Source organism: Amycolatopsis sp. NPDC098790, from assembly GCF_044759945.1.
In the GTDB taxonomy this organism is placed as follows: domain Bacteria; phylum Actinomycetota; class Actinomycetes; order Mycobacteriales; family Pseudonocardiaceae; genus Amycolatopsis.
This window is the reverse complement of record NZ_JBIWAI010000013.1, coordinates 27,846-52,970: the sequence shown is the minus strand read 5'-3', so window position 1 is coordinate 52,970 and position 25,125 is coordinate 27,846. Positions and strand designations below refer to the sequence as shown.

Annotated in this window: 26 protein-coding genes; 13 read left to right on the top strand and 13 right to left on the bottom strand. The window is 71.0% G+C overall.

Features of this window, described 5'->3' with window-relative positions:
• On the bottom strand, positions 1–1,395 hold the full coding sequence (locus ACIQWX_RS49955) for a dihydrolipoyl dehydrogenase family protein (protein WP_400887210.1): 1,395 nt from the start codon (positions 1,393–1,395) through the stop codon (positions 1–3).
• A gap of 140 nt (positions 1,396–1,535) precedes the next feature.
• Here ACIQWX_RS49955 and ACIQWX_RS49950 point away from each other — a divergent pair, with 140 nt between their 5' ends.
• Positions 1,536–1,946 (top strand): histone-like nucleoid-structuring protein Lsr2, encoded by a 411-nt coding sequence (locus ACIQWX_RS49950; RefSeq protein ID WP_400887209.1) that lies wholly within the window; start codon positions 1,536–1,538, stop codon positions 1,944–1,946.
• Positions 1,947–2,059: 113 nt separating this feature from the next.
• Here ACIQWX_RS49950 and ACIQWX_RS49945 read toward each other — a convergent pair whose 3' ends face one another.
• The 5 genes from ACIQWX_RS49945 to ACIQWX_RS49925 form a co-directional block, all read right to left on the bottom strand.
• Positions 2,060–2,791: a lipoate--protein ligase family protein gene (locus ACIQWX_RS49945; protein WP_400887207.1), complete on the bottom strand. Its 732-nt coding sequence runs from the start codon at positions 2,789–2,791 to the stop codon at positions 2,060–2,062.
• Complete coding sequence (locus ACIQWX_RS49940; RefSeq protein ID WP_400887205.1) at positions 2,788–4,176, bottom strand: NAD(P)(+) transhydrogenase (Re/Si-specific) subunit beta; 1,389 nt, start codon at positions 4,174–4,176, stop codon at positions 2,788–2,790. The genes ACIQWX_RS49945 and ACIQWX_RS49940 overlap by 4 nt, the downstream gene beginning before the upstream one ends.
• Entirely contained in the window at positions 4,173–4,487 is a 315-nt protein-coding gene (locus tag ACIQWX_RS49935) for an NAD(P) transhydrogenase subunit alpha (RefSeq protein WP_400887203.1), read from the bottom strand. The genes ACIQWX_RS49940 and ACIQWX_RS49935 overlap by 4 nt, the downstream gene beginning before the upstream one ends.
• A complete protein-coding gene (locus tag ACIQWX_RS49930) occupies positions 4,484–5,596 on the bottom strand; it encodes a Re/Si-specific NAD(P)(+) transhydrogenase subunit alpha (RefSeq protein WP_400887202.1) in 1,113 nt (370 codons plus the stop codon). Before ACIQWX_RS49930 ends, ACIQWX_RS49935 begins: the two co-directional genes overlap by 4 nt.
• A gap of 123 nt (positions 5,597–5,719) precedes the next feature.
• Entirely contained in the window at positions 5,720–6,373 is a 654-nt protein-coding gene (locus ACIQWX_RS49925) for a TetR family transcriptional regulator (protein WP_400887200.1), read from the bottom strand.
• Positions 6,374–6,464: 91 nt separating this feature from the next.
• On the opposite strand from ACIQWX_RS49925, the gene ACIQWX_RS49920 reads away from it, so the two are divergent.
• The 6 genes from ACIQWX_RS49920 (at position 6,465) to ACIQWX_RS49895 (ending at position 11,632) form a co-directional block, all read left to right on the top strand.
• Positions 6,465–7,532, top strand: a complete 1,068-nt coding sequence (locus ACIQWX_RS49920) for a ferredoxin reductase (RefSeq protein ID WP_400887198.1) — start codon at positions 6,465–6,467, stop codon at positions 7,530–7,532.
• 11 nt (positions 7,533–7,543) lie between these two features.
• Positions 7,544–8,650: a fatty acid desaturase family protein gene (locus ACIQWX_RS49915; RefSeq protein WP_400887196.1), complete on the top strand. Its 1,107-nt coding sequence runs from the start codon at positions 7,544–7,546 to the stop codon at positions 8,648–8,650.
• 7 nt (positions 8,651–8,657) lie between these two features.
• Positions 8,658–8,858: a hypothetical protein gene (locus tag ACIQWX_RS49910; RefSeq protein ID WP_086680004.1), complete on the top strand. Its 201-nt coding sequence runs from the start codon at positions 8,658–8,660 to the stop codon at positions 8,856–8,858.
• 391 nt (positions 8,859–9,249) lie between these two features.
• Positions 9,250–10,551, top strand: a complete 1,302-nt coding sequence (locus ACIQWX_RS49905; RefSeq protein ID WP_400887195.1) for a sensor histidine kinase — start codon at positions 9,250–9,252, stop codon at positions 10,549–10,551.
• A gap of 9 nt (positions 10,552–10,560) precedes the next feature.
• Complete coding sequence (locus ACIQWX_RS49900) at positions 10,561–11,205, top strand: response regulator transcription factor (protein ID WP_400887194.1); 645 nt, start codon at positions 10,561–10,563, stop codon at positions 11,203–11,205.
• Between the two features lie 16 nt (positions 11,206–11,221).
• On the top strand, positions 11,222–11,632 hold the full coding sequence (locus tag ACIQWX_RS49895) for a secondary thiamine-phosphate synthase enzyme YjbQ (RefSeq protein WP_086680010.1): 411 nt from the start codon (positions 11,222–11,224) through the stop codon (positions 11,630–11,632).
• On the opposite strand, the gene ACIQWX_RS49890 is transcribed toward ACIQWX_RS49895, so the two are convergent.
• On the bottom strand, positions 11,570–12,544 hold the full coding sequence (locus tag ACIQWX_RS49890) for an ABC transporter permease (protein WP_400887192.1): 975 nt from the start codon (positions 12,542–12,544) through the stop codon (positions 11,570–11,572). The genes ACIQWX_RS49895 and ACIQWX_RS49890 overlap by 63 nt on opposite strands.
• 104 nt (positions 12,545–12,648) lie before the next feature.
• On the opposite strand from ACIQWX_RS49890, the gene ACIQWX_RS49885 reads away from it, so the two are divergent.
• Positions 12,649–13,344, top strand: a complete 696-nt coding sequence (locus ACIQWX_RS49885) for a haloacid dehalogenase-like hydrolase (RefSeq protein WP_400887190.1) — start codon at positions 12,649–12,651, stop codon at positions 13,342–13,344.
• A gap of 112 nt (positions 13,345–13,456) precedes the next feature.
• Positions 13,457–15,574 carry a bifunctional lysylphosphatidylglycerol flippase/synthetase MprF gene (locus tag ACIQWX_RS49880; protein ID WP_400887188.1) on the top strand — a complete coding sequence of 706 codons (2,118 nt, stop codon included), beginning with the start codon at positions 13,457–13,459 and terminating at the stop codon, positions 15,572–15,574.
• Here the strand turns inward: ACIQWX_RS49880 and ACIQWX_RS49875 are convergent.
• Complete coding sequence (locus tag ACIQWX_RS49875; protein WP_400887186.1) at positions 15,552–16,226, bottom strand: hypothetical protein; 675 nt, start codon at positions 16,224–16,226, stop codon at positions 15,552–15,554. The two genes, ACIQWX_RS49880 and ACIQWX_RS49875, sit on opposite strands and share 23 nt — an antisense overlap.
• A gap of 75 nt (positions 16,227–16,301) precedes the next feature.
• Here ACIQWX_RS49875 and ACIQWX_RS49870 point away from each other — a divergent pair, with 75 nt between their 5' ends.
• Positions 16,302–18,194 (top strand): P-loop ATPase, Sll1717 family, encoded by a 1,893-nt coding sequence (locus ACIQWX_RS49870; protein WP_400887184.1) that lies wholly within the window; start codon positions 16,302–16,304, stop codon positions 18,192–18,194.
• Here ACIQWX_RS49870 and ACIQWX_RS49865 read toward each other — a convergent pair.
• Both ACIQWX_RS49865 and ACIQWX_RS49860 read right to left on the bottom strand, forming a co-directional pair.
• The gene (locus ACIQWX_RS49865; protein WP_400887182.1) at positions 18,191–19,057 is read right to left on the bottom strand and encodes a hypothetical protein; all 867 of its coding nucleotides are present in this window, start codon (positions 19,055–19,057) and stop codon (positions 18,191–18,193) included. The genes ACIQWX_RS49870 and ACIQWX_RS49865 overlap by 4 nt on opposite strands.
• The gene (locus ACIQWX_RS49860) at positions 19,057–20,805 is read right to left on the bottom strand and encodes a proline--tRNA ligase (RefSeq protein ID WP_400887180.1); all 1,749 of its coding nucleotides are present in this window, start codon (positions 20,803–20,805) and stop codon (positions 19,057–19,059) included. Before ACIQWX_RS49860 ends, ACIQWX_RS49865 begins: the two co-directional genes overlap by 1 nt.
• A 124-nt stretch (positions 20,806–20,929) precedes the next feature.
• Here ACIQWX_RS49860 and ACIQWX_RS49855 point away from each other — a divergent pair, with 124 nt between their 5' ends.
• Both ACIQWX_RS49855 and ACIQWX_RS49850 read left to right on the top strand, forming a co-directional pair.
• Positions 20,930–21,274, top strand: a complete 345-nt coding sequence (locus ACIQWX_RS49855; protein ID WP_372670799.1) for a VOC family protein — start codon at positions 20,930–20,932, stop codon at positions 21,272–21,274.
• Positions 21,275–21,294: 20 nt separating this feature from the next.
• On the top strand, positions 21,295–22,197 hold the full coding sequence (locus tag ACIQWX_RS49850; protein ID WP_400887179.1) for a 2-hydroxyacid dehydrogenase: 903 nt from the start codon (positions 21,295–21,297) through the stop codon (positions 22,195–22,197).
• Here the strand turns inward: ACIQWX_RS49850 and ACIQWX_RS49845 are convergent.
• The 3 genes from ACIQWX_RS49845 to ACIQWX_RS49835 form a co-directional block, all read right to left on the bottom strand.
• Positions 22,178–22,450: a DUF397 domain-containing protein gene (locus ACIQWX_RS49845; RefSeq protein WP_400887177.1), complete on the bottom strand. Its 273-nt coding sequence runs from the start codon at positions 22,448–22,450 to the stop codon at positions 22,178–22,180. The two genes, ACIQWX_RS49850 and ACIQWX_RS49845, sit on opposite strands and share 20 nt — an antisense overlap.
• Before the next feature lie 14 nt (positions 22,451–22,464).
• Complete coding sequence (locus tag ACIQWX_RS49840) at positions 22,465–23,298, bottom strand: helix-turn-helix transcriptional regulator (RefSeq protein WP_400887175.1); 834 nt, start codon at positions 23,296–23,298, stop codon at positions 22,465–22,467.
• Between the two features lie 65 nt (positions 23,299–23,363).
• Entirely contained in the window at positions 23,364–24,317 is a 954-nt protein-coding gene (locus ACIQWX_RS49835) for a GNAT family N-acetyltransferase (protein WP_400887173.1), read from the bottom strand.
• A gap of 55 nt (positions 24,318–24,372) precedes the next feature.
• On the opposite strand from ACIQWX_RS49835, the gene yaaA reads away from it, so the two are divergent.
• Entirely contained in the window at positions 24,373–25,119 is a 747-nt protein-coding gene (gene yaaA / locus ACIQWX_RS49830) for a peroxide stress protein YaaA (RefSeq protein WP_400887171.1), read from the top strand.
• Positions 25,120–25,125: the final 6 nt, after the last annotated feature.

The window sequence follows — 25,125 nt, the reverse complement described above, 5'->3', positions numbered from 1 at the left end:
TCAGAGCCCGTACGCCTCCAGCAGCCGCAGCCACACCTCGCTGATCGTCGGGAACGACGGCACCGCGTGCCACAGCCGGTCCAGCGGCACCTCCCCGACGATCGCGATCGTCGCCGAGTGCAGCAGCTCCGAGACGTCCTGGCCGACGAACGTCACACCCAGCAGGACGTTCCGCTCGGTGTCGACGACGATCCGCGCCTTGCCCGTGTAGCCGTCCGCGTGCAGCGACGAGCCCGCCACCGCGATGTCGATGTCGACGACCCGGTCGGCCGACCCCGGCCGCGCGTCCGCCAAGCCGACGGCCGCCACCTCCGGGTCGGTGAACACGACCTGCGGCACGGCGTGGTGGTCGGCCGTCGCGGTGAAGCGGCTCCACGGCTCGGCCGCCGAGAACGTTCCCGCCGCCAGCGCCGCGACCGTGTCCCCCGCCGCGCGGGCGCCGTACTTGCCCTGGTGGGTCAGCGGGGCGCGGCCCGTGACGTCGCCCGCCGCGAACAACCAGCCACCGTCCACAGCGGACACGCGGCCGGTGTCGTCGACCTCCAGCGCGCGGCCCGCCTCGACCCCGAACGCCTCCAGGCCCAGCCCGGACGTCGCGGGGCGCCGGCCCGTCGCCAGCAGCAGCTCGTCGACGACGACCGTCTCGCCGTCCTTCAACGTCAGCTCGGTGCCGCCGTCGCCCGCGGCGACCCGTTCGATCCCCGACTCCGTGTGCACGTAGACGCCGGCCTCGCGCAGCCCGTGCAGCACCAAGTCGCCGGCGAACGCGGCGTTCTTCGGCAGCGGCCGCTCGCCGGTGATCACCAGGTGGACCTCCGAGCCGAGCGTCGCGAACGCCTGCGCCATCTCGACGCCGACCACCCCGCCGCCGAGGACGCCGAGGCGCCGCGGCACCGACTCCGCCGACGTCGCCTCCCGCGACCCCCACGGCCGGATCGTGTCGAGCCCCGGGATCGACGGCTTGCTCGGCACGCTGCCGGTGCAGACGATCACCGCGTGCCGCGCGGTCAGCACGCGGTCGCCGTCGAGGGTGACCTCGCGCTCGCCGGTGAGCACGCCGTGGCCGCGGATCGGCTCGATGCCGGCGCCGCGCGCCCACTCGACCTGGCCGGTGTCGTCGCCCTTGCCGGTGAACCAGTCGCGGCGCGCGAACACCGCCGCGGGGTCGAGCCGGTCGCCGACCGGCACGCCGGGGATCCGCTTCGCCGCTGCCAGGAGGTTTCCCGGCCGCAGCAACGCCTTGCTCGGGATGCACGCCCAGTAGGAGCACTCGCCGCCGAAGAGCTCGTGCTCGACGAGCGCGACCTTCAGGCCTCCTCGCGCCGCACGTTCGGCGGCCACCTCCCCCACCGGGCCCGCGCCGATCACCACTACGTCAAAAGTCTGTCCGGACATGGCATCAGCGCACACCACCACGCGGGTTCGCGCAAGCCAGCGGTTATCCTCGTGAGGAAGCTGCAAGAAGTCGGCGGCCCGGGTGTCGTCGGCCCCGGTGCGCGCGCGAACACACACGTTCGGAGCACGGGAGGTTTGTCGTGGCCAGGAACACGGCTGTGCGGGTGCTGGATGATCTGACCGGTGAGCCGGCGGCGGAGACCGTCGGGTTCGGGCTCGACGGCATCGACTACGACATCGACCTCTCCTTCGCCAACGCCGACGCCCTGCGCGAGCTGCTGCAGCGCTACGCCGACGCCGGGCGCCGCACGGGAGGCCGCAAGCGCCGGCCGCGGATCGTCCCGGGCGCGAAGCGGCCCCGGGCGAAGGCGAAGGCGGCGCCGAAGAAGGTGACCGCCAAGGCCGAGCCGAAGAAGGCCGCCGCGAAGAGCACCAAGGCGAAGGCCGAGCCGGCGAAGACGACTCGCACGCGCAAGGCGGCGGAGCCGAAGAAGATCACGCGGGCGACGGCGCGGAAGGTGCCGGGCGTCACGTTCTCGGCCCCGGAGTAGTCCACAGTAGACAGACCCCCGAGCGCCCCAATGTGGCCTTGGTTGCGTCTGACGCACCGAAGGCCGCCTTGGGTGCGTCTCACGCACCGAAGGCCACATTGGGGCGCTCGGGGTCAGGCCGCGCGCTGGGCGCCGTCCGCGTGCCACGACGGGTACCGGTACCGGGTGTGCAGCAGCGCGCGCTGCCGGGCCAGCTCGGCCGCCGACGGCGGCCGCGGCACCAGCGTCCCGAGGATCTGCGATGCCGCCGCCCGCACCGCCGCCTCGACCGCCGGGAACCCCGGGCGCAGGCCGTGCTCGGCCAGCGACGCCACCGGGCTGCGGTGGGAGTCGAGCGGCCGCGGGTCCGGCGGCGCGCTCGTCAGGTAGCGGCCGACCAGCGCCGCCGACGTCTCCACCAGCAGCGTCGAGTGGGCCAGCAGCCCACCCTTGGTCCGGAACACGGCGAAGCCGCACAGCTTCGCGTCCTCGACGAACAACCCCCGGTCGCCGATCCGCGGCACCAGCCCGAGCTGGTCGACGGCGGCGCTCATCACCTTGCCGAGCGTCTCCAGCGGCCGGTCGGTCGGGCCGGGCAGGACCAGCGTGACGTTCAGGTTGCCCGGGTCGTGGAACACGGTGCCGCCGCCGCTGGCCCGCCGCAGCACCGGGACGCCGTCACGCTCACACTCCGCGACACGCACCTCGCGCGCGACCCGCTGGCCGCGCCCCACCACGACGCAGACCGGGTTGCGCCAGAGCCACAGCACCGGTGACTCGGGCGCAACCCGGATGAGCGCTTCGTCGAACGCGAGGTTCTCGACGGGGTCGGTGAACGCGGCACGCACATCCGACCCGGTCGTCATAACGCCTTGAGTTCCTCCACGATCTCGCCCACCGACGACTTGGCGTCCCCGAAGAGCATGCTGGTCTTCGGATCGTAGAACAGGTCGTTGTCGATGCCCGCGAAGCCGGAAGCCATCCCGCGTTTCAAGACGATCACGGACCGGCTCTCGTTGACCTTGAGGATCGGCATCCCGTAGATCGGCGAGCTCGGGTCGGTCTGCGCGGCCGGGTTCGTGACGTCGTTCGCGCCGATCACCAGCGCGACGTCGGTCTGGGCGAACTCGGAGTTGATCTCGTCCATCTCCTTGAGCTGCTCGTAGGGCACGTCGGCCTCGGCGAGCAGCACGTTCATGTGCCCGGGCATCCGGCCGGCGACCGGGTGGATCGCGTACGCGACCGTGATGCCCTTCTTCTCCAGCAGCTTCGCCATCTCGCGGACGGTGTGCTGCGCCTGCGCCACGGCCATGCCGTAGCCCGGCACCACGACGACCTTGCTCGCGTACGCCATCTGGATCGCCGTGTCGGCGGCGCTGGTCGCGCGGACCGGACGGGCTTCCTTCGCGCCGCCGCCGGCCGCGACCGCCGGGCCGCCGCCGAAGCCGCCCGCGACGATCGCCGGGATGGACCGGTTCATCGCCTTGGCCATCAGGTTGGTCAGGATCGAGCCGGACGCGCCGACGATCATGCCCGCGACGATCAGCGCCGTGTTGTCCAGCGCGAGGCCCATCGCGGCGGCCGACAGGCCGGTGAACGCGTTGAGCAGCGAAATGACGACCGGCATGTCCGCGCCGCCGATCGGCAGCACGACCGTGAGGCCGAGGATGCCGGACGCGACCAGCAGCCCGACGATCAGCAGCCAGGAGTCGCCACCGGCGATGATCCCGACCGCGCACCCGATCGCGACCAGCAGGAGCAGCGCGTTGACCGGCTGCTGCAGCTTGCCCATGGTGACCGGGCGGCCGCTGATCAGCTCCTGGAGCTTGCCGAACGCCACGTTCGAGCCCCAGAAGGAGATCGACCCGATGATCGCGGCGAACAGCGACGCGATCGCGATGTACGCCGGCTCGTGCGCGTAACCGTCGGTGGAGTTGAACTCGACCCACGCGATGAGCGCGACCGCGCCGCCGCCGACGCCGTTGAACAGCGCCACCATCTGCGGCATCGCGGTCATCTTGACCTTGCGCGCCGACGGGACGCCGACGACCACGCCGATCCCAACGCCGAGCGCGATCAGCACCCAGTTGCCCATCCCGGGGGTGAGCAGGGTGGCGACGACGGCGATGCCCATGCCGACCGCGGCGATCCAGTTGCCGCGGACGGCGGTGCGCGGGCCGGTCAGGCCCATCAGGCCGTAGATGAAGAGGGCGAACGCGATGATGTAGAGGATCGCGATGAAGTCGGTCACTTCGTCTCCTCCTCATCGGCCGGCGCGGGCTTCTTGCCCTTGAACATCGACAGCATCCGGTCGGTGACCAGGAAGCCGCCGACGACGTTGATCGTGCCGAACGCGATCGCGATCACCAGCAGGATCTTGTTGAAGACGCCGTCGACGCCGAGGCCGAGCACCACCAGCCCGCCCAGCAGCACGATGCCGTGGATGGCGTTCGTACCGGACATCAGCGGCGTGTGCAGGGTGTTGGGCACCTTCGAGATGACGGCGAAGCCGACGAACCCGGCGAGCACGAGCACCGCGAGGTTCTGCACGAGTGGGCTCACGCGACACTCCCTTCGCGCCCGGCCACGCAGGCACCGGCGACGATCTCGTCTTCGAAGTTCAGCTCCAGCGCGCCTTCCTTCGTCACGAGCAGCTCCAGCAGCTCGGTGACGTTGCGCGCGTACAGCTCGCTGGCGTGCGAAGGCATCTCGGCGGGCAGGTTCAGCGGGGACGAAATGGTGACGTCGTGCTCCACGACGTCCTCGCCCGGCTTGGTCAGCTCGCAGTTGCCGCCGGTCTCGCCGGCGAGGTCGACCACGACCGACCCGGCGGGCATGCCCTTGACGGCGTCCGCGGTGACCAGGGTCGGCGCCTTGCGGCCCGGCACCAGCGCCGTCGTGATCACGACGTCGAACTTCGTGATGGCCTCGGTGAGCCGCCGCTGCTGCTCCTCGCGCTCCTCGGCCGTCAGCTCGCGGGCGTACCCGCCTTCGCCGACCGCCTCGATGCCGAGGTCCAGGAACTGCGCGCCGAGCGACTTGACCTGCTCGGCGACCTCGGGCCGGACGTCGTAGCCGGTGGTCTGCGCGCCGAGCCGCTTCGCCGTGGCGAGCGCCTGCAGGCCGGCGACGCCGGCGCCGAGCACCAGCACCTTGGCCGGGGGGACGGTGCCCGCCGCGGTGGTGAGCATCGGGAAGAACCGCGGGAGCTTCTGCGCCGCGAGCAGCACGGCGCGGTAGCCGCCGATGCTGGCCTGCGACGACAGCGCGTCCATCGCCTGCGCCCGGGAGATCCGCGGGACCGCCTCCATGGCGAACGCGCGCAGGCCCGCTTCTTCGAGCTTCGCGAGCCCGTCCGGGTTGCCGCGCGGGTCGAGGAAGCCGATGAGCACGGCACCCCGGCTCAGCTTGGCGACCTCGTCGGGGCTCGGTGGGTTGACCTTCACGACGACCGACGCACCCCAGGCGTCGCCGAGTTCGGCGCCCGCTTGGGTGTACGCGTCGTCACTGAGGTGCGCACCGGAACCGGCGCCCGGTTCGACCAGGACGCGCAGCCCGCGTTGGGCGAGCCTCCCGACCAGTTTGGGCACCATGGCCACCCGGCGCTCCCCGGGGCGTGACTCGGCCACCACACCCACGGTGAGCTGCTGATGCTGTTCGCTGTCCGCCACACGACCTCCTCATCGGCGAGGCACGATCCGAGGGTTGTACCACGCCGGACCGACAGTCCCCAGTGACCTGGGTCGCAAGTCCGGGGGTTGTGCCGGGAAATACGGGTGGGGTGCGGGAAACGTTCAGGCCGATTTCCAGTGCGGGATCCCGAGCAGGATCAATCGCAGCCGCTTTTCCGCCGTTCCGGTGATTTTCGCATCCTCACCTGGGCGGGCTTCCAGCAGTTCGATGGTCGTCGTGATCATCGCGGAAACGATCAAGTCGGCCAGCATGTGCAGGTCTTCGGTGCTCCACGCGCGCAGCGGCGCGAACCGCGCGAGGTCGATCGCGAGGTCGCCGGAGAACATCCGCAGTTCCACGGCGATGGAGCGGGCGAGCGGACCGCCGCCGTAGCGTTCGCGCGTCAGGAACCGGAAATGGTCCTCGTGCGCGCGGACGAATTGGTGCACCGTGGCCACCGAGGCGCTGATCATCCCCTGGTAGGTGTCCGGGTCGGTGCGGGCCGAGCGCATCATGCCGCGCAGCGTGCCCGTCGCTTCTTCGACGAGCGCGACGCCGAGCTCCTCCATCGAGGCGAAGTGCCGGTAGAAGGCCGTCGGGACGAGGCCGGCGCCCTTCGCGACCTCGCGCAAGGACAGCGTGGCGAACGGGCGGTCGGCCAGCAGGTCGAGGGCGGTGTCCAGCAGCGCTTGACGCGTGCGCTGCTTGCGCTCCTGACGACTGACCGGCTCTTCGGACACGGCCTCCAGCGTACGGATGTCCACCGCGTTGCTCACGTCACATCCTCCGCGCTCTCCGTTGACAGGCAGTCCACTCCTGCAGTGCACTATTCAGTGTACAGTCGTTCACTGTAATCGAGGAGGACAGATGACGGCGCTCATCCCCCGGCGGGTGCGCAGCCTCGCCTCGCTGGCCGAGGCGCTGCTGACGCCGCACGGGATGGACCGCTACCTGGAGCTCGTCGACCCGATGCTGGTCCGCCGCGAGATCCGCGGGCTGGTCACGGCGGTGCGCAAGCAGACGCCGGACACCGTCACGCTCACCGTCAAGCCCAGCCGCGCGTGGCCCGGCTTCACCGCCGGGCAGTACGTCCGCGTGCAGGTGGAGATCGACGGCGTCCGGCGCACGCGCTGCTATTCGCCGTGCGGTTCGCAGTACGACGGCGAACTGGAGTTCACGGTCAAGGAGCAGGGCCTGGTCTCGGGACACCTGAACCGCGCGATCGGCGTCGGCTCGGTGGTCGACCTGTCCACTCCGGACGGTGGGTTCACCCTGCCCGCCGCCCGCCCGGACCGGGTGCTGCTGATCGCGGGCGGCAGCGGCATCACGCCGGTGCTCGCCATGGCCCGCACCCTGGTCGACGAAGGCCACACCGGCGAGATCGTGTTCGTGCAGTACTCGAACGGGCCGGCCGACACGCTGTACCGCACCGAACTGGCCGAGCTCGCCGCCCGGCACCCCGGCCTGCAGGTCGTGCACGCCTACACGCACTCGAAGGGCGGCGACCTCAACGGCTTTTTCGCGCCGGAGCACCTCGCGCGCGTCGCGCCCTGGTACCGCGAGGCGGAGGCGTTCGTCTGCGGCCCGAAGCCGCTGATGGACGCCGTTCGCGAAGAGTTGGGTGAACGCGTGCACACCGAAGAGTTCACGCCGCCGGCGTTGACCTTCGACACGGCCGCCGCGGAAGGCCAGGTGCGGTTCAAGCGCAGCGGGCGCGAGTGTGCGAACTCGGGGAAGCCGTTGCTGGAGCAGGCCGAGGAGGCGGGCCTGTCGCCGGAGCACGGCTGCCGGATGGGCATCTGCTTCTCCTGCACCCAGCTCAAGACCGCCGGGCGCGTCCGCAACGCCCGCACCGGCGAGGTGTCCGGCGACGAAGACGAAGAAATCCAGCTCTGCATCTCCGTCCCCGTCGGGGACGTCGAGATCGACGCCTAGAGGAGATCGCCATGACCGGTCTGCAGGACCGCCTGACCCCGGAACAGGTCGAAGAGTTCGGCCGCGAGCTCGACGCGCTGCGCCAGCGAATCGTCGACGACCTGGGCCAGGAAGACGTCGACTACATCCACAACGTCATCAAGACCCAGCGCGGCCTGGAGGTGGCCGGCCGGGCGCTGCTGTTCGCCGGGTTCTTCCCGCCCGCGTGGCTCGCCGGCGTCGGCGCGCTGTCGGTGGCCAAGATCCTGGACAACATGGAGATCGGCCACAACGTCATGCACGGCCAGTACGACTGGACGCGCGACCCGGCGCTGAGCTCGCAGCGCTTCGAGTGGGACACGGTGGCGCCGTCGGAGAACTGGCGGCACTCGCACAACTACATCCACCACACCTACACCAACATCGTCGACAAGGACCGCGACGTCGGCTACGGCATCCTGCGGATGGACACCGCCCAGAAGTGGCACCCGTACTACCTGGGCAACCCGGTGTACGCGACGCTGCTGGCGCTGTTCTTCCAGTGGGGCGTGATGCTGCACGACCTCGAGGTCGAGAACGTCGTCAAGGGCGAGCGGTCGTGGGCCGAGAACCTGCCGGTGCTGCGGCGAATCCTGCCGAAGGCGGCCCGGCAGGTGGGCAAGGACTACGTGCTGTTCCCGCTGCTGACGGGTCCGCTGGCGCCGCTGACGTTCCTCGGCAACGCGACGGCGAACCTGACCCGCAACCTGTGGGCGTTCGCGATCATCTTCTGCGGTCACTTCCCGGCGGACGTCGAGAGCTTCTCGGAGGAGGAGACCGAGTCGGAGTCGCGCGGCCAGTGGTACCTGCGCCAGATCCTGGGCTCGGCGAACATCACGGGCGGCCCGCTGTTCCACATCATGAGCGGCAACCTGTCCCACCAGATCGAGCACCACCTGTTCCCGGACATCCCGGCGCGCCGGTACCCCCAGATCGCCGGCGAGGTGCGCGCGATCTGCGAGAAGTACGGGCTGCCGTACAACACGGGACCGCTGCACAAGCAGCTGTGGTCGGTGGCGAAGAAGATCGTGAAGCTGGCCCTGCCCACCTCGCCGTCCCCGGCTACCGTGGAACCCGACCGGCAGCTCCGAGCAGCGTGAGGGTGACATGGTGGGCCAGTTCGAGCGGGAGAAGGACACCCTGCAGGTGATCACCGAATCAGCGGCGACGCACGTCGGCAACATAGCGTCGATCATCACGGGCGCGATCCGCGACATCGCCCGCGAGACGGGCGACTGGCTCACGGACGTGATCGAGATGCGCGAAGCGGCGCAGAAGGCCCGGGAGGACGACCCGGACACGCCGTAGGTTTTGGTTCCGTGACGGCCACCTCGAGGAGTTCCGGGGTGGCCGTCACTCGTTCCGGGGACGCCGGCGACGTCATGAAAGAGTCGTTCATGACGTCCGGCGCGATGAACGACCCTTTCATGACGTCCTGGCCGGGCCGACGCGGACTTTCCGCCGCCGGAATTGTCGGTGCCTGCCGGTAGCGTGGAAAACGGGGGGCGCCCCCGCGACCCACCGCCGGATCCGCCTCGCCAAAGGTCTTGAATGAGTCATTCAAGACCTCCCACGTCCTGAATGACTCATTCAAGACGTCCGGAGCGAGCCGTTCACCGGCAGCCGGGTGGCCTGACCGCCCGAGCCGGACCCGCGGCCACCGGGAGGAGACCCGGGGCCGGTCCCGGGGGAAAACCGGATGGGCAGGCCACCACGCCCGAGCCAAACTGGATCGGTGACCAGCCCCGACCAACCCCACCACCCCCTGCGCCGCGTCTTCGGGCCGCTCGCCACGCGGGACTTCTGGGCCGAGTACCTCTGGCTCGGCCTCTCCGCGCCGCTCACCCTCTTCGCCCTGACCAGCCTGATCGTCGTGCTCGCCCTCGGCGTCTGGCTGACCCCGATCCTCGTCGGCTTCCTCGTCCTCGCCGGCGCCCTCTCCTACGCCCGCGGCCTCGGCGCCGCCCATCGAAAACTCGCGAAAGCCCTCCTCGGCGTCAGCGTCCCCGCCCCGCGGCGGCCCGAGCTCAAACCCGGCCTCTGGGCCTGGGTCAAGGCCCGCGTCGGCGACCCCGCCGGCTGGCGCGCCGCCGGGTACCTCCTCCTGCGCCTCCCCCTCACCTTCGCCGGGCTGTTCGCGACCATCACCGGGACCCTCTACGCCATCGCCGCGACCCCCTTCGCCGTCTTCTGGTTCCCGCTCGGCGAACGGGCCCTGCCCGTCTTCGAAATCCGCGCCGAGCACTGGCCCGGCGCGCTCGCCTGGTCCGCGTCCGGACTGCTGGTGCTCGTCGCCCTCCCCTGGGTCACGCACGCCTTCGCCTCGCTCGACCGGCTGCTGGTCGTCGGCCTGCTCGGCACGCGGGAGCTGTCCGAACGCGTCCGCGACCTCGAAGCCAGTCGCGCCACCGCCGTCGAAGATTCGGCGCTGCGGCTGCGGCGCATCGAACGCGACCTGCACGACGGCGCCCAGGCCCAGCTCGTCGCCCTCGCGATGAAGCTCGGGCTGGCCAAGGACGAGCTCGAAGACGCCGACCTCCCCCAGGTCAAACAGCTGGTCACCGCGGCGCACGCCAACGCCAAGCAGGCGCTCACCGAGCTGCGCGACCTCGCCCGCGGCATCCACCCCGCCGCCCTCGACGCCGGCCTCGACGTCGCCCTCGCCACCCTCGTCGCGACGTCCGGCATGGACGCGCGGGTCACCGTCGACCTGCCGCGCCGGCCGCCGCCGTCGCTGGAAACCATCGTCTACTTCAGTGCCGCCGAACTGCTCACGAACGCCGCGAAACACGGCGGGACCACGTACGTCGAAGTGGCCGAAGAGCGGGACGTCCTCTGGCTGCGGGTGCGCGACCACGGGCCGGGCGGCGCGCGGCTCGTCCCGGGCGGCGGGCTGGCCGGGGTCGCCGAACGGCTGCGGACGGTCGACGGCGAGCTGCTCGTCGCGAGCCCGGTGGGCGGTCCGACCGAAGTGACCGCGCGGGTGCCGCTGCCCCGCTAGGGTCGCGGCATGCGGATCGTCATCGCGGAGGACTCCACCATCCTGCGCCAGGGCCTGGTCGAGCTGCTGACCTTCCGCGGCCACGAGGTCGTCGCCGCGGTGAAGGACGCCGACGCGCTGCGTGCCGCCGTCGGAGACCACGCCCCCGACGTGTCCATTGTGGACATCCGGATGCCGCCGACGCACACCGACGAGGGCCTGCGGGCCGCGATCGCGCTGCGCCGCGAGTCACCGTCCCACGCGATCCTGCTGTTCTCCCAGTACGTCGAGACGAAGTACGCGGCCCAGCTGCTGGCCGACCGCGCGGGCGGCGTCGGCTACCTGCTCAAGGACCGCGTCGCCGAGGTGTCGGACTTCCTCGACGCGCTGCGCCGGGTGGCCGACGGCGAGACCGTCCTCGACCCCGAAGTCGTCAGCCAGCTCTTCTCGGCGACGCGCCAGACCGACGCGCTCGGCGGCCTGACCCCGCGGGAACGCGAGGTACTGGGCCTGATGGCGGAGGGCCGGTCGAACTCCGCGATCGCCGCGAAACTGTTCCTCTCGGCCGGATCCGTCGAAAAGTACGTGACGTCGATCTTCGGCAAGCTCGGCCTGCCACCGTCCGAAGGGGACAATCGCCGGGTGCTCGCGGTGCTGCGCTACCTGGAAACCTGAGCCTAGGCTGGAACCCATGTACTCCACCGAGATCGAAGTCCGCACCGGCGCCGAAGCCGTGGTCCACGACCTCACCCACGAGGCCGAGGAGTTCCTGCGCGACGCCGACGCGGCGGACGGCCTCCTGCACGTCTGGGTCCCGCACGCCACCGCCGGCCTGGCGATCCTCGAGACCGGCGCGGGCAGCGACGAAGACCTGCTGACCGCGCTCGACGAGCTGCTCCCCCGCGACGGCCGCTGGCGGCACCGGCACGGCAGCCCCGGTCACGGCCGTGACCACGTGCTTCCCGCGCTGGTGCCGCCGTACGCGACGATCCCGGTGCTCGGCGGCGTCCTCGCGCTGGGCACCTGGCAGTCGATCTGCCTAGTGGACACCAACCTCGACAACCCGGTCCGCAAGGTGCGGTTCAGCCTGCTCGCGGGCTGAGCGACCCGGCCACAGCACCGCCAGCAAGCCAGCGACGAGCAGGGCGCCGAGCACCCACAGCCCGGTCGTGACGTCGGGCGCGTCCGGCACGCCCTGCAGCAGGCTGCGCAGGCCCTCGGCCGAGAAGCGGAACGGCGTCCACGACCACAGCAGCGTGCGGTAGGCCGGGTTCAGCAGCTCGGGCACCTGCCCGGCGACCGCGGGCGCGACCAGGTAGAGCGGGCCGAGCACGGCCATCGCGCGCAGTCCGAGCAGCCGCAGCAGACCGGCTTGCAGGGCCGCGAACGCCGTCGCGGCGAGGAAGACGAACCCGAGGACACCGGCGTCGAGCGGCAGCGCCGAGTCCCACAGCGCGAAGAACCCCGCGACGACCGCCGTGACCAGCACGCCGACCCCGACGACCTGCAGGAACCGGGCGCCGGCGCCGATGGTCCGGCCGGCGCGTCGCGCCAGCTGCGTCAGCGCGAGCCCCGCGACCAGCGTCCCGATCCAGGCCAGCGCGGACGCGGCCAGCGGCGCCGTCCGGCCGGCGACGCTCACCGGGTGCAGCACTTCCTGCTTCGGCGTGCCGCCCAGCGCGGCCGCCCCGGCGGTGAGCGCCTGCTGCGCGACCTGCGTGCCCGCCGGGTTGACCGCCCCCGACGTCACGACGGTCGCGGGCGAGCCGAGTTCGAGCACGCCGTAGACCTGCTTGTCCTCCAGCAGCCGCCGGGCCTCCGCCGGGGTCGTGACGGTCCAGGCGAGCTGGCCGCCGCCGTGCGCCGCGATGCGCTGCGCGAGCTCCGGCGGGCCGGCGACCGCGACCGGGACGCCGTCGGGCGCGGCGGTGGCCTGCGCGCCGAAGGTGAGGAACCCGAGCACCACGGCCACCAGCGCACCGGCCACCGCGGCGAGGGATACGAGACGAGACATGCCGGCTCCAGTTATTCGTCGCTTGTTGAATTAATAGCCAAGGTACGACCAAGTCCCGAGAAAGTCAACGCGTGTTGAATTGTGTCACCGGTAGCCTCGGCAGCGTGACGAAGACACGGCTGGTGCTCTGGGACATCGACCACACGCTGGTGGACTTCACCGGCCTCGGCGCCGCCTGGTACGCGGCGGCGCTCGCCGCGACGACCGGGACCGAGCTCGTCTCCTACCCCGACTTCGGCGGCCGCACCGAACGCGCCATCAGCACCGACCTGCTCACTGCGCACGGCATCGCGCCCACCGAAGAGCTGCTCCAGGCGCTCTGGCTGGCGCTGATCGCGGAGTCCGAACGCGCCGTCGAGCACCTCCCGACGTCCGGCCGCGCGCTGCCGGGCGCCGCCGAAGCGCTGAAGGCGTTCGCCGGGCACGGCGGCGTCGTCCAGTCGCTCGTCACCGGCAACCTGCCGGAGATCTCGCGGCACAAGCTCGTCGCGTTCGGCCTGCACGAGCACCTCGACCTCGACATCGGCGGCTACGGCACGCTGTCGGCGCACCGCCCGGACCTCGTGCCGCACGCGGTGGCGCTCGCCGCGGCCAAGCACGGCACCGAGTTCGCCGCCGGCGCGGTGGTCGTCATCGGCGACACCCCGAACGACGTCGAAGCCGCCCGGCACCACGGCGCGGTTTCGATCGCGGTGGCGACCGGGCACTACGCCGCCGAGGAATTGCAGGCGGCCGGCGCACACACGGTGCTGCCGGATCTCGCCGACACCGACGCCGTGAAGGCCGCCGTTTTCGGCTGAGTGTCGTCCTTCAGAGGGGGTCAACCCTCATTCGAAGGGACGACCCCTTAGGGGTCAATCTCCTTCGTTTGCCCGATGTGGGTAGGGGCGGGCACTCGCCATGCTGTCCCGCATGACTGATGCAGCGTCGGCGGCCGTGACCGTCGGAGGGGGACGCATCCGGGGCGTGGCCGCGGTGCTCAGGCAGCGTCTGCCGTTCACGAGCACTGTCGTGCTCGCCATGCTCGTGCTGGCGGTCGCGACCGGGGCGTTGTGGAACGCCGCCGAGGACCGTGCGGCCTACCCGTTCATCGCCTACGGGCTGCCGTCGCTGGAGGCGGGCCGGTGGTGGACGATGCTCACCGGGCCGTTCTTCGCCGTGGTCCCGTGGTTCTACCTCCCGATGGTCGGCAGCTTCGCGCTCTTCGCCGGTTTCGCCGAGTGGCAGCTGGGGACGCGGCGCGCGATGGCGGTGACCATCGGCGGCCAGTTCGTCTCGGTCCTCGCCGCGACGCAGTTCCTCGCGCTGTGCCGCAATTCCGGCTGGCTGTGGGCCGAGCGCATGGCGGGCAGCCTCGACGTCGGGTTCTCCGGCGGCGCGCTCGCCGCGGTCGCCGTCGCCAGCGCGACGCTGCGGCCGCCGTGGGCGCTGCGGCTGCGGGCCGGGCTGTGCGTGTACGCCGGGGTCGCGATCGTCTACGTCGGCACGCTGGCCGACCTCGTGCACTTCTTCGCGCTGCTGCTGGCGATCCCGCTCGGCAACCGGCTCGTCGGCTCCCGCCGGGTGCCGTCGGTGGGGCCGAACCTGCGGGAGTGGCGGCTGCTGACGGTCGCCGGCCTGCTGCTGCTCACCATCGCCGAAGTCGTCATGTTCCTGGTGCCCGGCGACGGCCCGTTCGGCTCCGACGAAGGGGTTTCGCTGTCGGCGCCGGAGCTCGCACTGCTCGTGCTGGTCGTGGTGCCGATGCTCAACGGGCTGCGCAAGGGCGGCCGCGTCGCGTGGCGCTGGGCGGTCGCGCTGTCAGTCTTCGTCACCGTGCAGGGGCTCGCCGCGGCCACGGTCTACGGGCTGGCCGAGGTCTTCGGGTCGGAGTACGACACCACCGGCCTGCCACTGTTCTTCGTGGACAATCTCTTGTGGACGGTCGAGCTGGGTGTGCTGATCGCCGCGCAGCACGCGTTCCGCGTCCCGTCCCGGCGCCGGCTGCGCCGCCACGCCCAGGGTCCCGGGCCCGCGCTGGCCCGGACGCTGCTCGACCGGCACGGCGGCAGCACGCTGTCGTGGATGACGACTTGGCCGCGCAACACGTACTTCGTCCGCGAGGACGGGCGTTCGTACCTCGCCTACCGCAAGCACGCGGGCGTCGCCGTCGCGCTCGGCGACCCGATCGCGCCGGACGGCACGGCGGCCGCCACGGTCACCGAATTCGCTTTGATGTGCGAGAACTCCGGCCTGGTGCCGTGCGTGTTCTCCGCGACGGAGGAGACGGTCACGGCCACGCGCGAGCTGGGCTGGCAGCACGTCCAGGTCGCCGAGGACAACGTGCTCGACCTGGAGAACCTGGAGTTCCGCGGCAAGGCGTGGCAGGACGTCCGGTCGGCGCTGAACAAGGCCGCCAAGCAGGACATCGAGTTCCGCCTGGTCCGCCTGGCCGACCAGCCGGAGCCGATCCTCGCCCAGGTCCGCGCGCTGTCGGAGGAGTGGATGTCGGACAAGGGCATGCCGGAGATGGGCTTCACACTCGGCGGGCTCGACGAGGCGATGGACCCGGCGACGCGCGTCGGCCTGGCGGTGGACGCCGAGGGCACGGTCCACGGCGTGACGTCGTGGCTGCCGGTGTACACGGGCGCGGGTCAGGTCGGCGGCTGGACGCTGGACGTCATGCGCCGCAGCGCCCACGGTTTCCGCCCGGTGATGGAGTTCCTGATCGCGTCGGCGTGCGTGGCGTTCCGTGCGGAAGGGGCGCGGTTCGTGTCGCTGTCGGGGGCGCCCTTGGCGCGCAGCGCTTCCCCGGCGTGCCCGCTGGACCGGGCGCTGGAGTCGCTGGGCCGGGTCATGGAGCCGTACTACGGATTCCGTTCCCTGCACGCGTTCAAGGCGAAGTTCCAGCCGCGGCGGGTGCCGTTGTACCTGGCTTACCGCGACGTGGCGGACCTGCCGCGGATCGGGCTGGCGCTGGGCCGGGCGTACCTGCCGGACGTCCGGCTGCGGGAGCTGGCGAAGCTGGTCAGTAGCTCTCGGGCACGCTGATCCGCTGCGGGAACCGGATCTTCCGGCGGCTGACGACGTTCTGGTCCTTCTCGATCAGCCTGCCGTCGGTCAGCCGGAGCCAGTGGCCGTTGCGCGAATCGGTGAAGGCGAGCATCACGCCGGGCGTCATGTCCGGCCGCTGCCACCCTTCGCGGATCGGCATCCGCCACTTGCCGGGCGGGAGGATGGCGTAGAGGTACTCGTCGTCCTCGATGACCGGCCCGCGGTGCAGGGTGGACCCGGTCATCGGCAGGTGCCGCACGAGGTCGAACGACACGACGACGTGGTTGACGGCCTCGGCGTTCGCGTTGGAGACGATCATGTCGACGCCGTCTTCGGTGGTTTCGATCCAGGCGGTGACCTTCGCGGCCTGCTCCTGGCGTTCGCGCTGATCCCGTTTGACCCGGTCCGCCCGCGCCAGCCGGTTGTCCCGGATGGCGATCCACAGCGCGACGACGACGGCCCCGATCGTCCCGACGCCACCGACCCACTGCCCGCCGGCGGCCCACCAGTCCGGATTCCGCGGCTCGACGAGCCAGATCCACGCTTTGGCCAGGAGAGGACCGAAGAGGAGCAGGAGCCCGCTGACGGCCAGCACCCCGAACGCGCCGGTCCGGATCCGGTCCAGCCGTCTGTCCGCATCACCGGTCATGGGACCACAGCCTGCCGAATCCGGGCGCCGGGCGGTAGCGCCAAGTACCCTGGTCGCCGAACCTGAGGAGGCGACGTGCCCGAGGGAACGGTCGGACGGCTGCACTTCGGCCGTGACGACGCCGAGCACGACTTCGCCGACGGACTGCTACGCGAAGGGTTCCTGGTCACCAAGGCCTTCGAAGAGGCTTCGGCAGGGCACAAGAACCTCGTCATCGGGCGCAAGGGCACCGGAAAGAGCGCCATCTGCGTGCGGATGGCGGCGAACGGCGGCGCCTGCGTGATCACGCCGGACGAAACGGCGGGTGAGGAACTCCGCCGGTTCGAGCTCCAGGGGCTCACCGGCGCGACGGCGAAGTCGCTGATCTGGCGGTACGTCTTCGCGGTCCAGGCGGCGCGCCACCTCATCGCCCACGCGCGCACCGGGCACCGCCGCCGGTTCTCGAAGCCGGTCCGGGCGCTGCGCCGATTCCTGGAGAAGAGCGGCGAGCTCGCCGACGTCAGCTTCTACGACCGGATCCTCCGCGGCGGCCAGGGCTTGCAGGCCTCGCTTTCGCTCGAGGCCTTCGGCGTCAAGGCGAGCGTCGACCACAAGAGCGGTGGCACCGAGGGGGCCCGCGCCGCCAAGCAGCTCGAAGTGCTCGAGGCCGGTGTCGCGCGGGCGTTCCAGGCGCTCGGCTGCGCGAGTCACGCTCCGCTGCCGGTCTTGGTCGACCAGCTGGAACAGGTGTGGTCGAGTGACCGCGAGAGCGACGACTTGGTGATCGGGTTGCTGCTGGCGAGCAAGCGCGTGAACCAGGCGTACGGCGGCGCGGTGCGGTGCGTGCTCTTCGTCCGCTCGGACATCTACGACGCTCTTCAGTTCGACGACGCGGACAAGTTCCACAGCGACGAACTGCGCTTGGAGTGGACGCCGGAGAAGCTCGAAGAAGTCGCGCTGCTGCGGGCTCGGGCATCCCTCGGGAGGCCGCTTTCGTCCCGGCAGCTCTGGAGCGAGGTGTTCCCGGAGCGGGTGAGCGACGAGCCGGCCGCGCAGTACCTGTTCTCCCGTACGCTCCCCCGCCCGCGCGACGCCATCCAGTTCCTCAACCTCTGCCGGGACGCGGCCAACGCCCGCGGCGCGGACCGGGTCACCGAGGCGGACGTGCGCGGCGCGACCTTGCAGTTCTCCCAGTGGAAGCTCCTCGACCTGGCCAAGGAGTACCTGGTCACGGTGCCCTTCCTGGACCGGCTGTTCGTGCTGTTCCAGAACACGGGGTACGTCGTGATGCGCAGCGCCGTGGCGACGCGGCTCGAGCCGTTCGCCGAAGTCCTGCACGGTCAATTTCCCAACTACGCGACCATCCTCACCGCCGATGGCGTCGTGGAGGTGCTTTATCGCGTCGGATTCCTCGGAGTGCTCCGCGAATCCGGCGTCTCCTACGCCGGCTCCGGACAACTCCCGCTGCAGCCGCAGGAAAACGAGTTCCACATCCACCCGTGCTTCCGCCCGGCGCTGAACGCTCTCGACGCGGCGCCGCTTTTGCCTTTCGAGGCGAGCACCCGGCTCGTCCAGATTTCCGCGGACCGGGTGACGAACGCCTCGTTCGCGGTCACCGGCAGCGGCCTGCGGGTCAGTCAATCCCGCGACTTCGAGCTCCTCGACCGGCTCGTCGAGGTCTGTCAACGCTTGCTGCGCCAAGTCAGCCGAATGCCCTTGCCCGCCGGCGTGCACGAGCAGGTCACCGGCGAAATCTCGGCCGTCCTCTCGAACACCGCCACAGCCCGGGACCGGCTGTTCGCCGGCTATGCCGAGATCAACGCGTTCGGGCACGTCGTCCAAGCCGCCCAGTACCTGGACGAACTGGCTGAACGGCTCATGAAGGCCGGGATCGGGGCACGGGACGACGGGATCGTCCAGACTCTCGTCGCATCGTCGCGTCAGCTGCACGACGAGATGGGCGGCGGGTACTCCCCGACCCGGAGTTAGCGGTAGGTCGTCGGCGGCGGGGTGGTCGTGCCGCGATCCGCCGCCGGCACGAACCGGTAGCTCTCCACGATCTTGACGAGGTCCTCGCGGATCGACGGGCCGGAGCGGTCGCTGTCCGCGTACGCCACCACGACGCCGGACGAGCTCGAGCTGGTCCCGAAGCCCAGCGCCACCACCGAAGCGTGCTTCGCCGCGCACTCGCCCGTCGCCGCCGGGACCACTTCGGCGACCACCATGCGAGCCGGGGCCTTCGTGCCGTCGGCCTTCGTGAGCTGGACGTCCGTGGCCGGGCCCACCTGGGACGTCCCGCCGTACGCACCCGTTGCCAGGTCCGTCGCGGCCTTGCGCGCCGCCGCTTCGGGGTCGGCGAGCGGCTCGGTCGTGACGCCCGCGCCGCCCAGCGTGTCGCGGCCGCAGAAGTCCTTGCCCAGGAACGCGCTCGTGATCAGGCGGATCGACGGCTCGTCCCAGCCGTGCTGCGTGGTCGGGGCCGGCTCCCAGTTCGGCGGGACGTCGTAGGCGTACGACCCGTCCCGGCCCGCGACCGACTGCCAGCCGTCGGTCAAGGCCGGCACTGTCACGCGCGGCGAAGGCGTCACGACCATCGGCGCGGGTGGTGGCGTCGACGACGCCGGGCGAGGCTTGCCGACGCCCAGCGCGTTCAGCACGCCCGCGACCAACGCGATGAACACCAGGCCGAACCACGGCGCGCGGCGCCACTTCAGCGGCTTCGCGGCGGGGCGGATCCGCTTCGGCCGCGCGCGCGGCGGCGTCGGCGCGTCCGCGGGTTCGTAGCCGCCGAACCCGCGGAGCGCCGCGTTGTCCTCGTACCCCGGCGTCGGGTCGTCCGGGCGCCGGGCCATCAGGAGCGGACGAGTTTGACCAGGTGCTCGACGACGGCGTCGACCGCGATCTCCTCGCGCTCGCCCGTCCGCCGGTCCTTGACCTCGACGACGCCGTTGGCCAGGCCGCGCCCGACCACCAGGATCGTCGGGACGCCGACCAGCTCGGCGTCGGCGAACTTGACGCCGGGGGTGGCCTTGCGGTCGTCGAGGATGACCTCGATGCCGGCCGCGTCCAGCTCGGCGGCGATCTTCTCGGCGCCGGCCGCGACGGCCTCGTCCTTGCCCGCGATGACGACGTGCACGTCGAACGGCGAGACCTCGCGCGGCCAGACCAGGCCGAGGTCGTCGTGGTTCTGCTCGGCGAGCACGCCGACCAGCCGCGAGACGCCGACGCCGTAAGAACCCATCGTGATCCGGATCGGCTTGGAGTCCGGGCCCAGCGCGTCCAGCTCGAACGCGTCGGCGTACTTGCGGCCGAGCTGGAAGATGTGCCCGATCTCGATGCCGCGCGCGGCGACCAGGGTGCCCTGGCCGTCCGGCGACGCGTCGCCTTCGCGGACCTCGGCCGCCTCGATGGTGCCGTCCGGGGTGAAGTCGCGGCCGGCGAGGAGGTCGACGACGTGGTGGTCGACCTTGTCGGCCCCGGTGACCCAGGCGGTGCCGGGGACGATCCGGGGGTCGGCGAGGTAGCGCACGCCGTTGTCCTGCAGCGCCTTCGGGCCGATGTAGCCCTTCACGAGGAACGGGTTCTTCGCGAAGTCGGCTTCTTCGAGCAGCGCGACCTCGGCGGGCTCCAGCGACGCTTCGAGGCGCTTCATGTCCACTTCGCGGTCGCCCGGGACCGCGACGCAGACCAGCTCCCACTCCTTCGCGCCCGGCTGACGCGTCTTCAGCATGACGTTCTTCAGCGTGTCGGCCGCGGTGAAGGTGCGGCCCAGGTTGGCGTCGTTGAGGAAGTTGACCAGCGTCTCGATGGTCGGCGTGTTCGGAGTGTGGTGCACCTGCGCGTCGGGGCGGCCTTCGATGGACTGCGCGGGCGGCGCGGGCGTGACGACGGCTTCGACGTTCGCCGCGTAGCCCGACTCGGTGCTGCGGACGTAGGTGTCTTCGCCCGTCTCGGCGACGGCGAGGAACTCCTCGGACGCCGAGCCGCCCATCGCGCCCGACGTCGCCTTCACGACCACGTACTCGAGGCCGAGGCGGTCGAACAGCTTCGTGTAGGCGTCGCGGTGGGCCTGATAGGAGCGCTCGAGGCCCTCGTCGTCGAGGTCGAAGGAGTAGGAGTCCTTCATGACGAACTCGCGGCCGCGCAGGATGCCGGCGCGGGGGCGCGCTTCGTCGCGGTACTTGGTCTGGATCTGGTAGAGCGTGACCGGGTAGTCGCGGTACGAGCTGTACTCGCCCTTCACGGTGAGGGTGAAGAGCTCCTCGTGCGTCGGGCCGAGGAGGTAGTCGGCGCCCTTGCGGTCCTTGAGGCGGAAGAGGGCGTCGCCGTACTCGGTCCAGCGGCCGGTGGCCTCGTAGGGCTCCTTCGGCAGCAGCGCGGGGAACTGGATCTCCTGCGCGCCGATCTTGTTCATCTCGTCGCGCACGACGTTCTCGATGCGGCGCAGCACGCGCAGGCCCAGCGGCAGCCACGAGTACCCGCCCGGGGCGACCCGGCGGACGTAGCCGGCGCGTACCAGGAGCCGGTGGCTCGGTACCTCGGCGTCCGCCGGATCCTCGCGCAAGGTGCGAAGGAACAACGACGAAGTCCTGGTGATCACTGCGGGGCTCCCTGCTCCGGGCGGGTGTGAAAGTCCCGCTCAGGGTAGTCACTCCCCCGGCCGTGACTCCAACGGGTTACTCGGCCGCCCGTTTTTGTCGGTGGTGGCGGCTAGCTTCGAGGGCATGGCGATCCACATGGGCATGATCACGATCGACTGCGCGGACCCCCGAGGTCTGGCGGAGTTCTGGACGGCCGCGCTGGGCACGACGGTAGCCCAGGACTACGGCGGCGAGTTCCTGGTGCTGGCGCCGCCCGAGGGCGGGCTGCCGCTGGGGCTGCAGCGGGTGCCCGAGCCCCGGGCGGGCAAGAACAGAGTGCACGTCGACTTCGGCGGGGATGATCGCGGGGCGGAGGTGAAGAGGCTGGTCGGGCTGGGTGCGAAGGAGGTGGCGGAGCATTCGGTGCCGGGGTTGGCTTGGACCGTGCTGACCGATCCCGAGGGCAACGAGTTCTGCGTCTCGGGGTAGCCCGGCGGTAGAAAGGCGGCATGAGCGCTCGCGTACTGCTGCCCTGGACCGACATCGACGTGCCGGAGGGGGTCGACGCCGCCTACTACGACGGCGTCTCGGCGCCGCCGGACGGCCTGGACGGCGTCGAGTTCTACGTGCTGCCCTACGACCGCGGGCCCGAGCCGCCGAAGCTGATTCGGGAGCTGCCGGCGTTGCGCGTGGTGCAATCGCTGTCGGCCGGGGTCGAGACGCTCGTGCCGTTGCTGCCCGACGGCGTCCGGCTGGCGAACGGGAGGGGCTTGCATGACCTGAGCGTGGCGGAGCACGCGCTCGCGTTGATCCACGCGGCGCAGCGGGACCTGCCGCGGTGGTTCGCGCAGCAGACGCGCGGCGAGTGGACGCGGGAGCACACGCGCTCGCTCGCCGACAGCCGGGTGCTCCTGGTCGGCTACGGCTCGATCGGGCAGGCCATCGAACGTCAGCTCGTCGCGGCGGAGGCCGTCGTGACGCGGGTGGCGAGCCACGCGCGCCCGGACGACGGTGTCCATGGCGTTGACGAGCTGCCCGGGCTGCTGCCGGAGGCGGACATCGTGGTGCTGATCCTCCCGGACACCCCGTCGACGCGCGGCCTGTTCGACGCGAAGGCCCTCGCGGCCCTGCCCGACGACGCCCTGGTGGTGAACGTCGGCCGAGGCACGGCCATCGACACGGAGGCGTTGCTGGCCGAGACCCGGTCCGGACGGCTGCGCGCGGGCCTGGACGTCGTCGATCCGGAGCCACTGCCGAGCGACCATCCACTGTGGACGGTGCCCGGCGTCGTCATCACCCCGCACATCGCCGGCGGGTCGGCGTCGTTTTACCCGCGCGCGAAGAAACTGGCAGCGGAGCAGGTGCGGCGGTACGTGGCGGGTGAGGAGCTGCTCAACCTCGTAGAGCGGTGAGGACGGCGGTCCACGCAGCCGGGGTGACGGTCAGTTGCCCCTGCTCGCGGGCCTTCGTGTCCCGAATCCCGACGGAACGGTCGAGCTTCACCTCGACACACTCGGATTGGGCCCCGCTGTAGCTCGCTTTGCGCCAGCCGACCTCGACACAATTGCCTTCGGTCGCGCTATAGCTCGCCGTGCGCCAGTCGAAGGCAACCTCCACGCACTCGGATTGGGTACCGCTGTAGCTCGACTTGCGCCAATCCCGCATGTTCGGCCTCCCGGCTATCGCGCGACCTCCCGAAGCAGTGCTCGGGTGGCATCCTCGGTCATTGCCTTGCCCTCCAAGAGCTTAGCCTGCTTGCGATACTTGCCGACAACATCGACCTCGTGGAGGAACGCGGTCGCTTCGGAGTGCTCGAGGTGCACGATGGTCGGCAAGTCGCCGAACTCGTAAAGCACGAACGGTCCGTAGAGGCCGGGGTGGTAACCAATTTTCGCGGGCAGCACGCGCAACGTCACGTTGGCGAAGTCCGCTATGCCCAGCAGATGATCCATCTGGTCGGACATCACATCTTCACCGCCGATCTCGTCGCGGATCGCGGCTTCGCCGACGATCGCGGTGAGCTTGACCGGATCGGGCTTTGTCAGAATCCGCTGGCGGGCGAGCCGGGTAACGAGGTGGATATCGGCCTGCGCCAGGCTGAGTTGCCCGCCGTTGAGAACTGCCCGCGCGTAGTCCGCGGATTGCAGCAGTCCCGGAATGATCGCCAGCGACCACATCGTGATGTGGGTGGCGGTGCGCTCGTACTCGACGATGCCGCTCAGCGCGGGCGGCAAATCCGACGGGTTGGAATCGAGCCAGTTGTCGTCCTTGGCGCGTCTGGCCAGGCGCATCATGCGGTCGTACGTCGCGTCGTCGACCTGGAGGGCGCCCAGCAACCGGGCCACGTCCTCCGGGGATGCCACCCGCTGCCCCTTTTCCCACGCCGACAGCAACTGCGGGAGGATCCGCACCATCCGGGCCAGTTCTCGCAAACCTTTACCCCGCGCCATGCGCAATTCCCGCAGCGACGCGGCCAATGCCCGCGCACCCGGGGAAGCTGAAGTCGGCTTCATACGGCGATGGTACGAATGCCGTCCATTCCCCGATCGGCAGTGGGGCGTCCCAAAACCAGGACAGTTCAGGAGAGGACGTACACGTGCCATTCGTCGTCGACGCGGAATCCGCACCGTTCGTAAACGCCCAGGGCGCGGTGCGCGTTGTCGACGTCGACGTTCAGTGCCGACCGGTCGAAGCCCGCCGCCTTCGCCGCCAGGAGCGTGTGCCCCAACAGCCCTGATGCCACGCCGCGGCCGCGCAGCGCCTCGCGCGTTCCCACCCAGGTGGCGTAGTGCTCGCGGATACCCGTCGCCGCGGCTTCGGACTCGTAGAAGTGACTGAGCACGAACGCCAGGACCTTGTCGCCGTCGAGGACGAGGAACGACAGGTCCGGGCGGAAGTCCTTGGAGCCGGTGACCAGGTGGCGCCAGGCGTCCGGCCCGTAGACGGTGCTGCCCCAGTGGCCGGCGAAGGCGTCGTTGCGGGCGTCGAGCGCCGCGAGGTCGTGCTCGAAGCCGAACGGCACCGCCGTGACGCCCTCCGGGAGCGGCGGCTGCGGCGGCAGGTCGGCGAGGCCGACGCGCATGTTGACCATCGTCCGCTGGTGCGTAAAACCCGCGCCGGCCAGGACGCCGGCGATCCAGCGCTCGTTCTGGTGCTGGCCGTGGTGCAGCTCCATCGGCGCGTCCGGGAAGGCGCGCTCGTGGACCTCGCGGCTCGTGCGCGTCAACCACTCGACCAGGTGAGCGCCGACGGCGTCGGTCCGGTACCCGGGGTGCACGACCGACTGCAGGCGGATCATGTGCACCGGGTCGGCGGCGTCGCGGCGGCGGATCAGGCCGTAGCCGGCCAGCTCGTCACCCGCCCAGGCGCCGATGGTGGCGCGGGGCAGGTCGATGTTGGGGGCGACCAGCTCGTCGCGGAGGTCTTCGTCGCTGAAGTGGTCACCCGTCCGGTCGATCTCCTCGGCGGCGGCGTACAGGCGGGTGAGCGCGGGGACGTCGTCGAGGGTCAGCGGGCGCCAGGTCAGGTCCATGCCCGGAGGCTAGGCCGGGCGGCGGCGCCCGCGCATCCCGATTTAGGCTCGTTCCGTGCTGGTGCTCCTCCCCCCATCCGAGACCAAGGCCGACGGCGGCCGCGGCGGGCCGCTCGACCTCGGCGCGCTGTCGTTCCCCGAGCTGAACCCGGCGCGCGCGAAGCTCGCCGACGCGCTCGCCGAGCTGGCCGGCGACGTCCCGGCGAGCATCGCGGCCCTGGGCATCACCGAGCGCCAGGCCGGTGAGGTCACCCGCAACGCGGAGCTGTGGACGTCCCCGACCATGCCGGCGCTGCGCCGCTACACGGGCGTCCTGTACGACGCGCTCGACGTGCAGAGCTTCACGAAGGCGGGCCTGGAGAAGGCGCACCGGCGGCTGGCGGTGACGTCGTCGCTGTTCGGCGTGGTGTCGGCGACCGACCCGATCCCGGCGTACCGGCTTTCGGGCGGGAACTCGCTGCCGTCGGTCGGGACGGTCCGCGGCCACTGGAAGCCGGTCCTCGAGCCGGTGTTGCAGCAGGTCGAGGGCCTGGTGGTGGACCTCCGGTCGGGCACGTACTCGGCGTTCGCGAAGCTGCGCCCGGACGCGGTGACGGTCCGCGTGGTGACGGAGAACGCCCGCGGCGAGCGCGTGACGGTCAGCCACTTCAACAAGGCGTACAAAGGCCGTCTGGCGCGGGCGCTGGCGGAGACCCGGGCGGAACCGTCCACTGTGGACCAGCTGGTCAAGGTGATCACCAAAGCGGGCATGACGGTCGAACGCACCGGCGACCACGCCCTGGAACTGGTCACCGAAGGCTGACCGCGC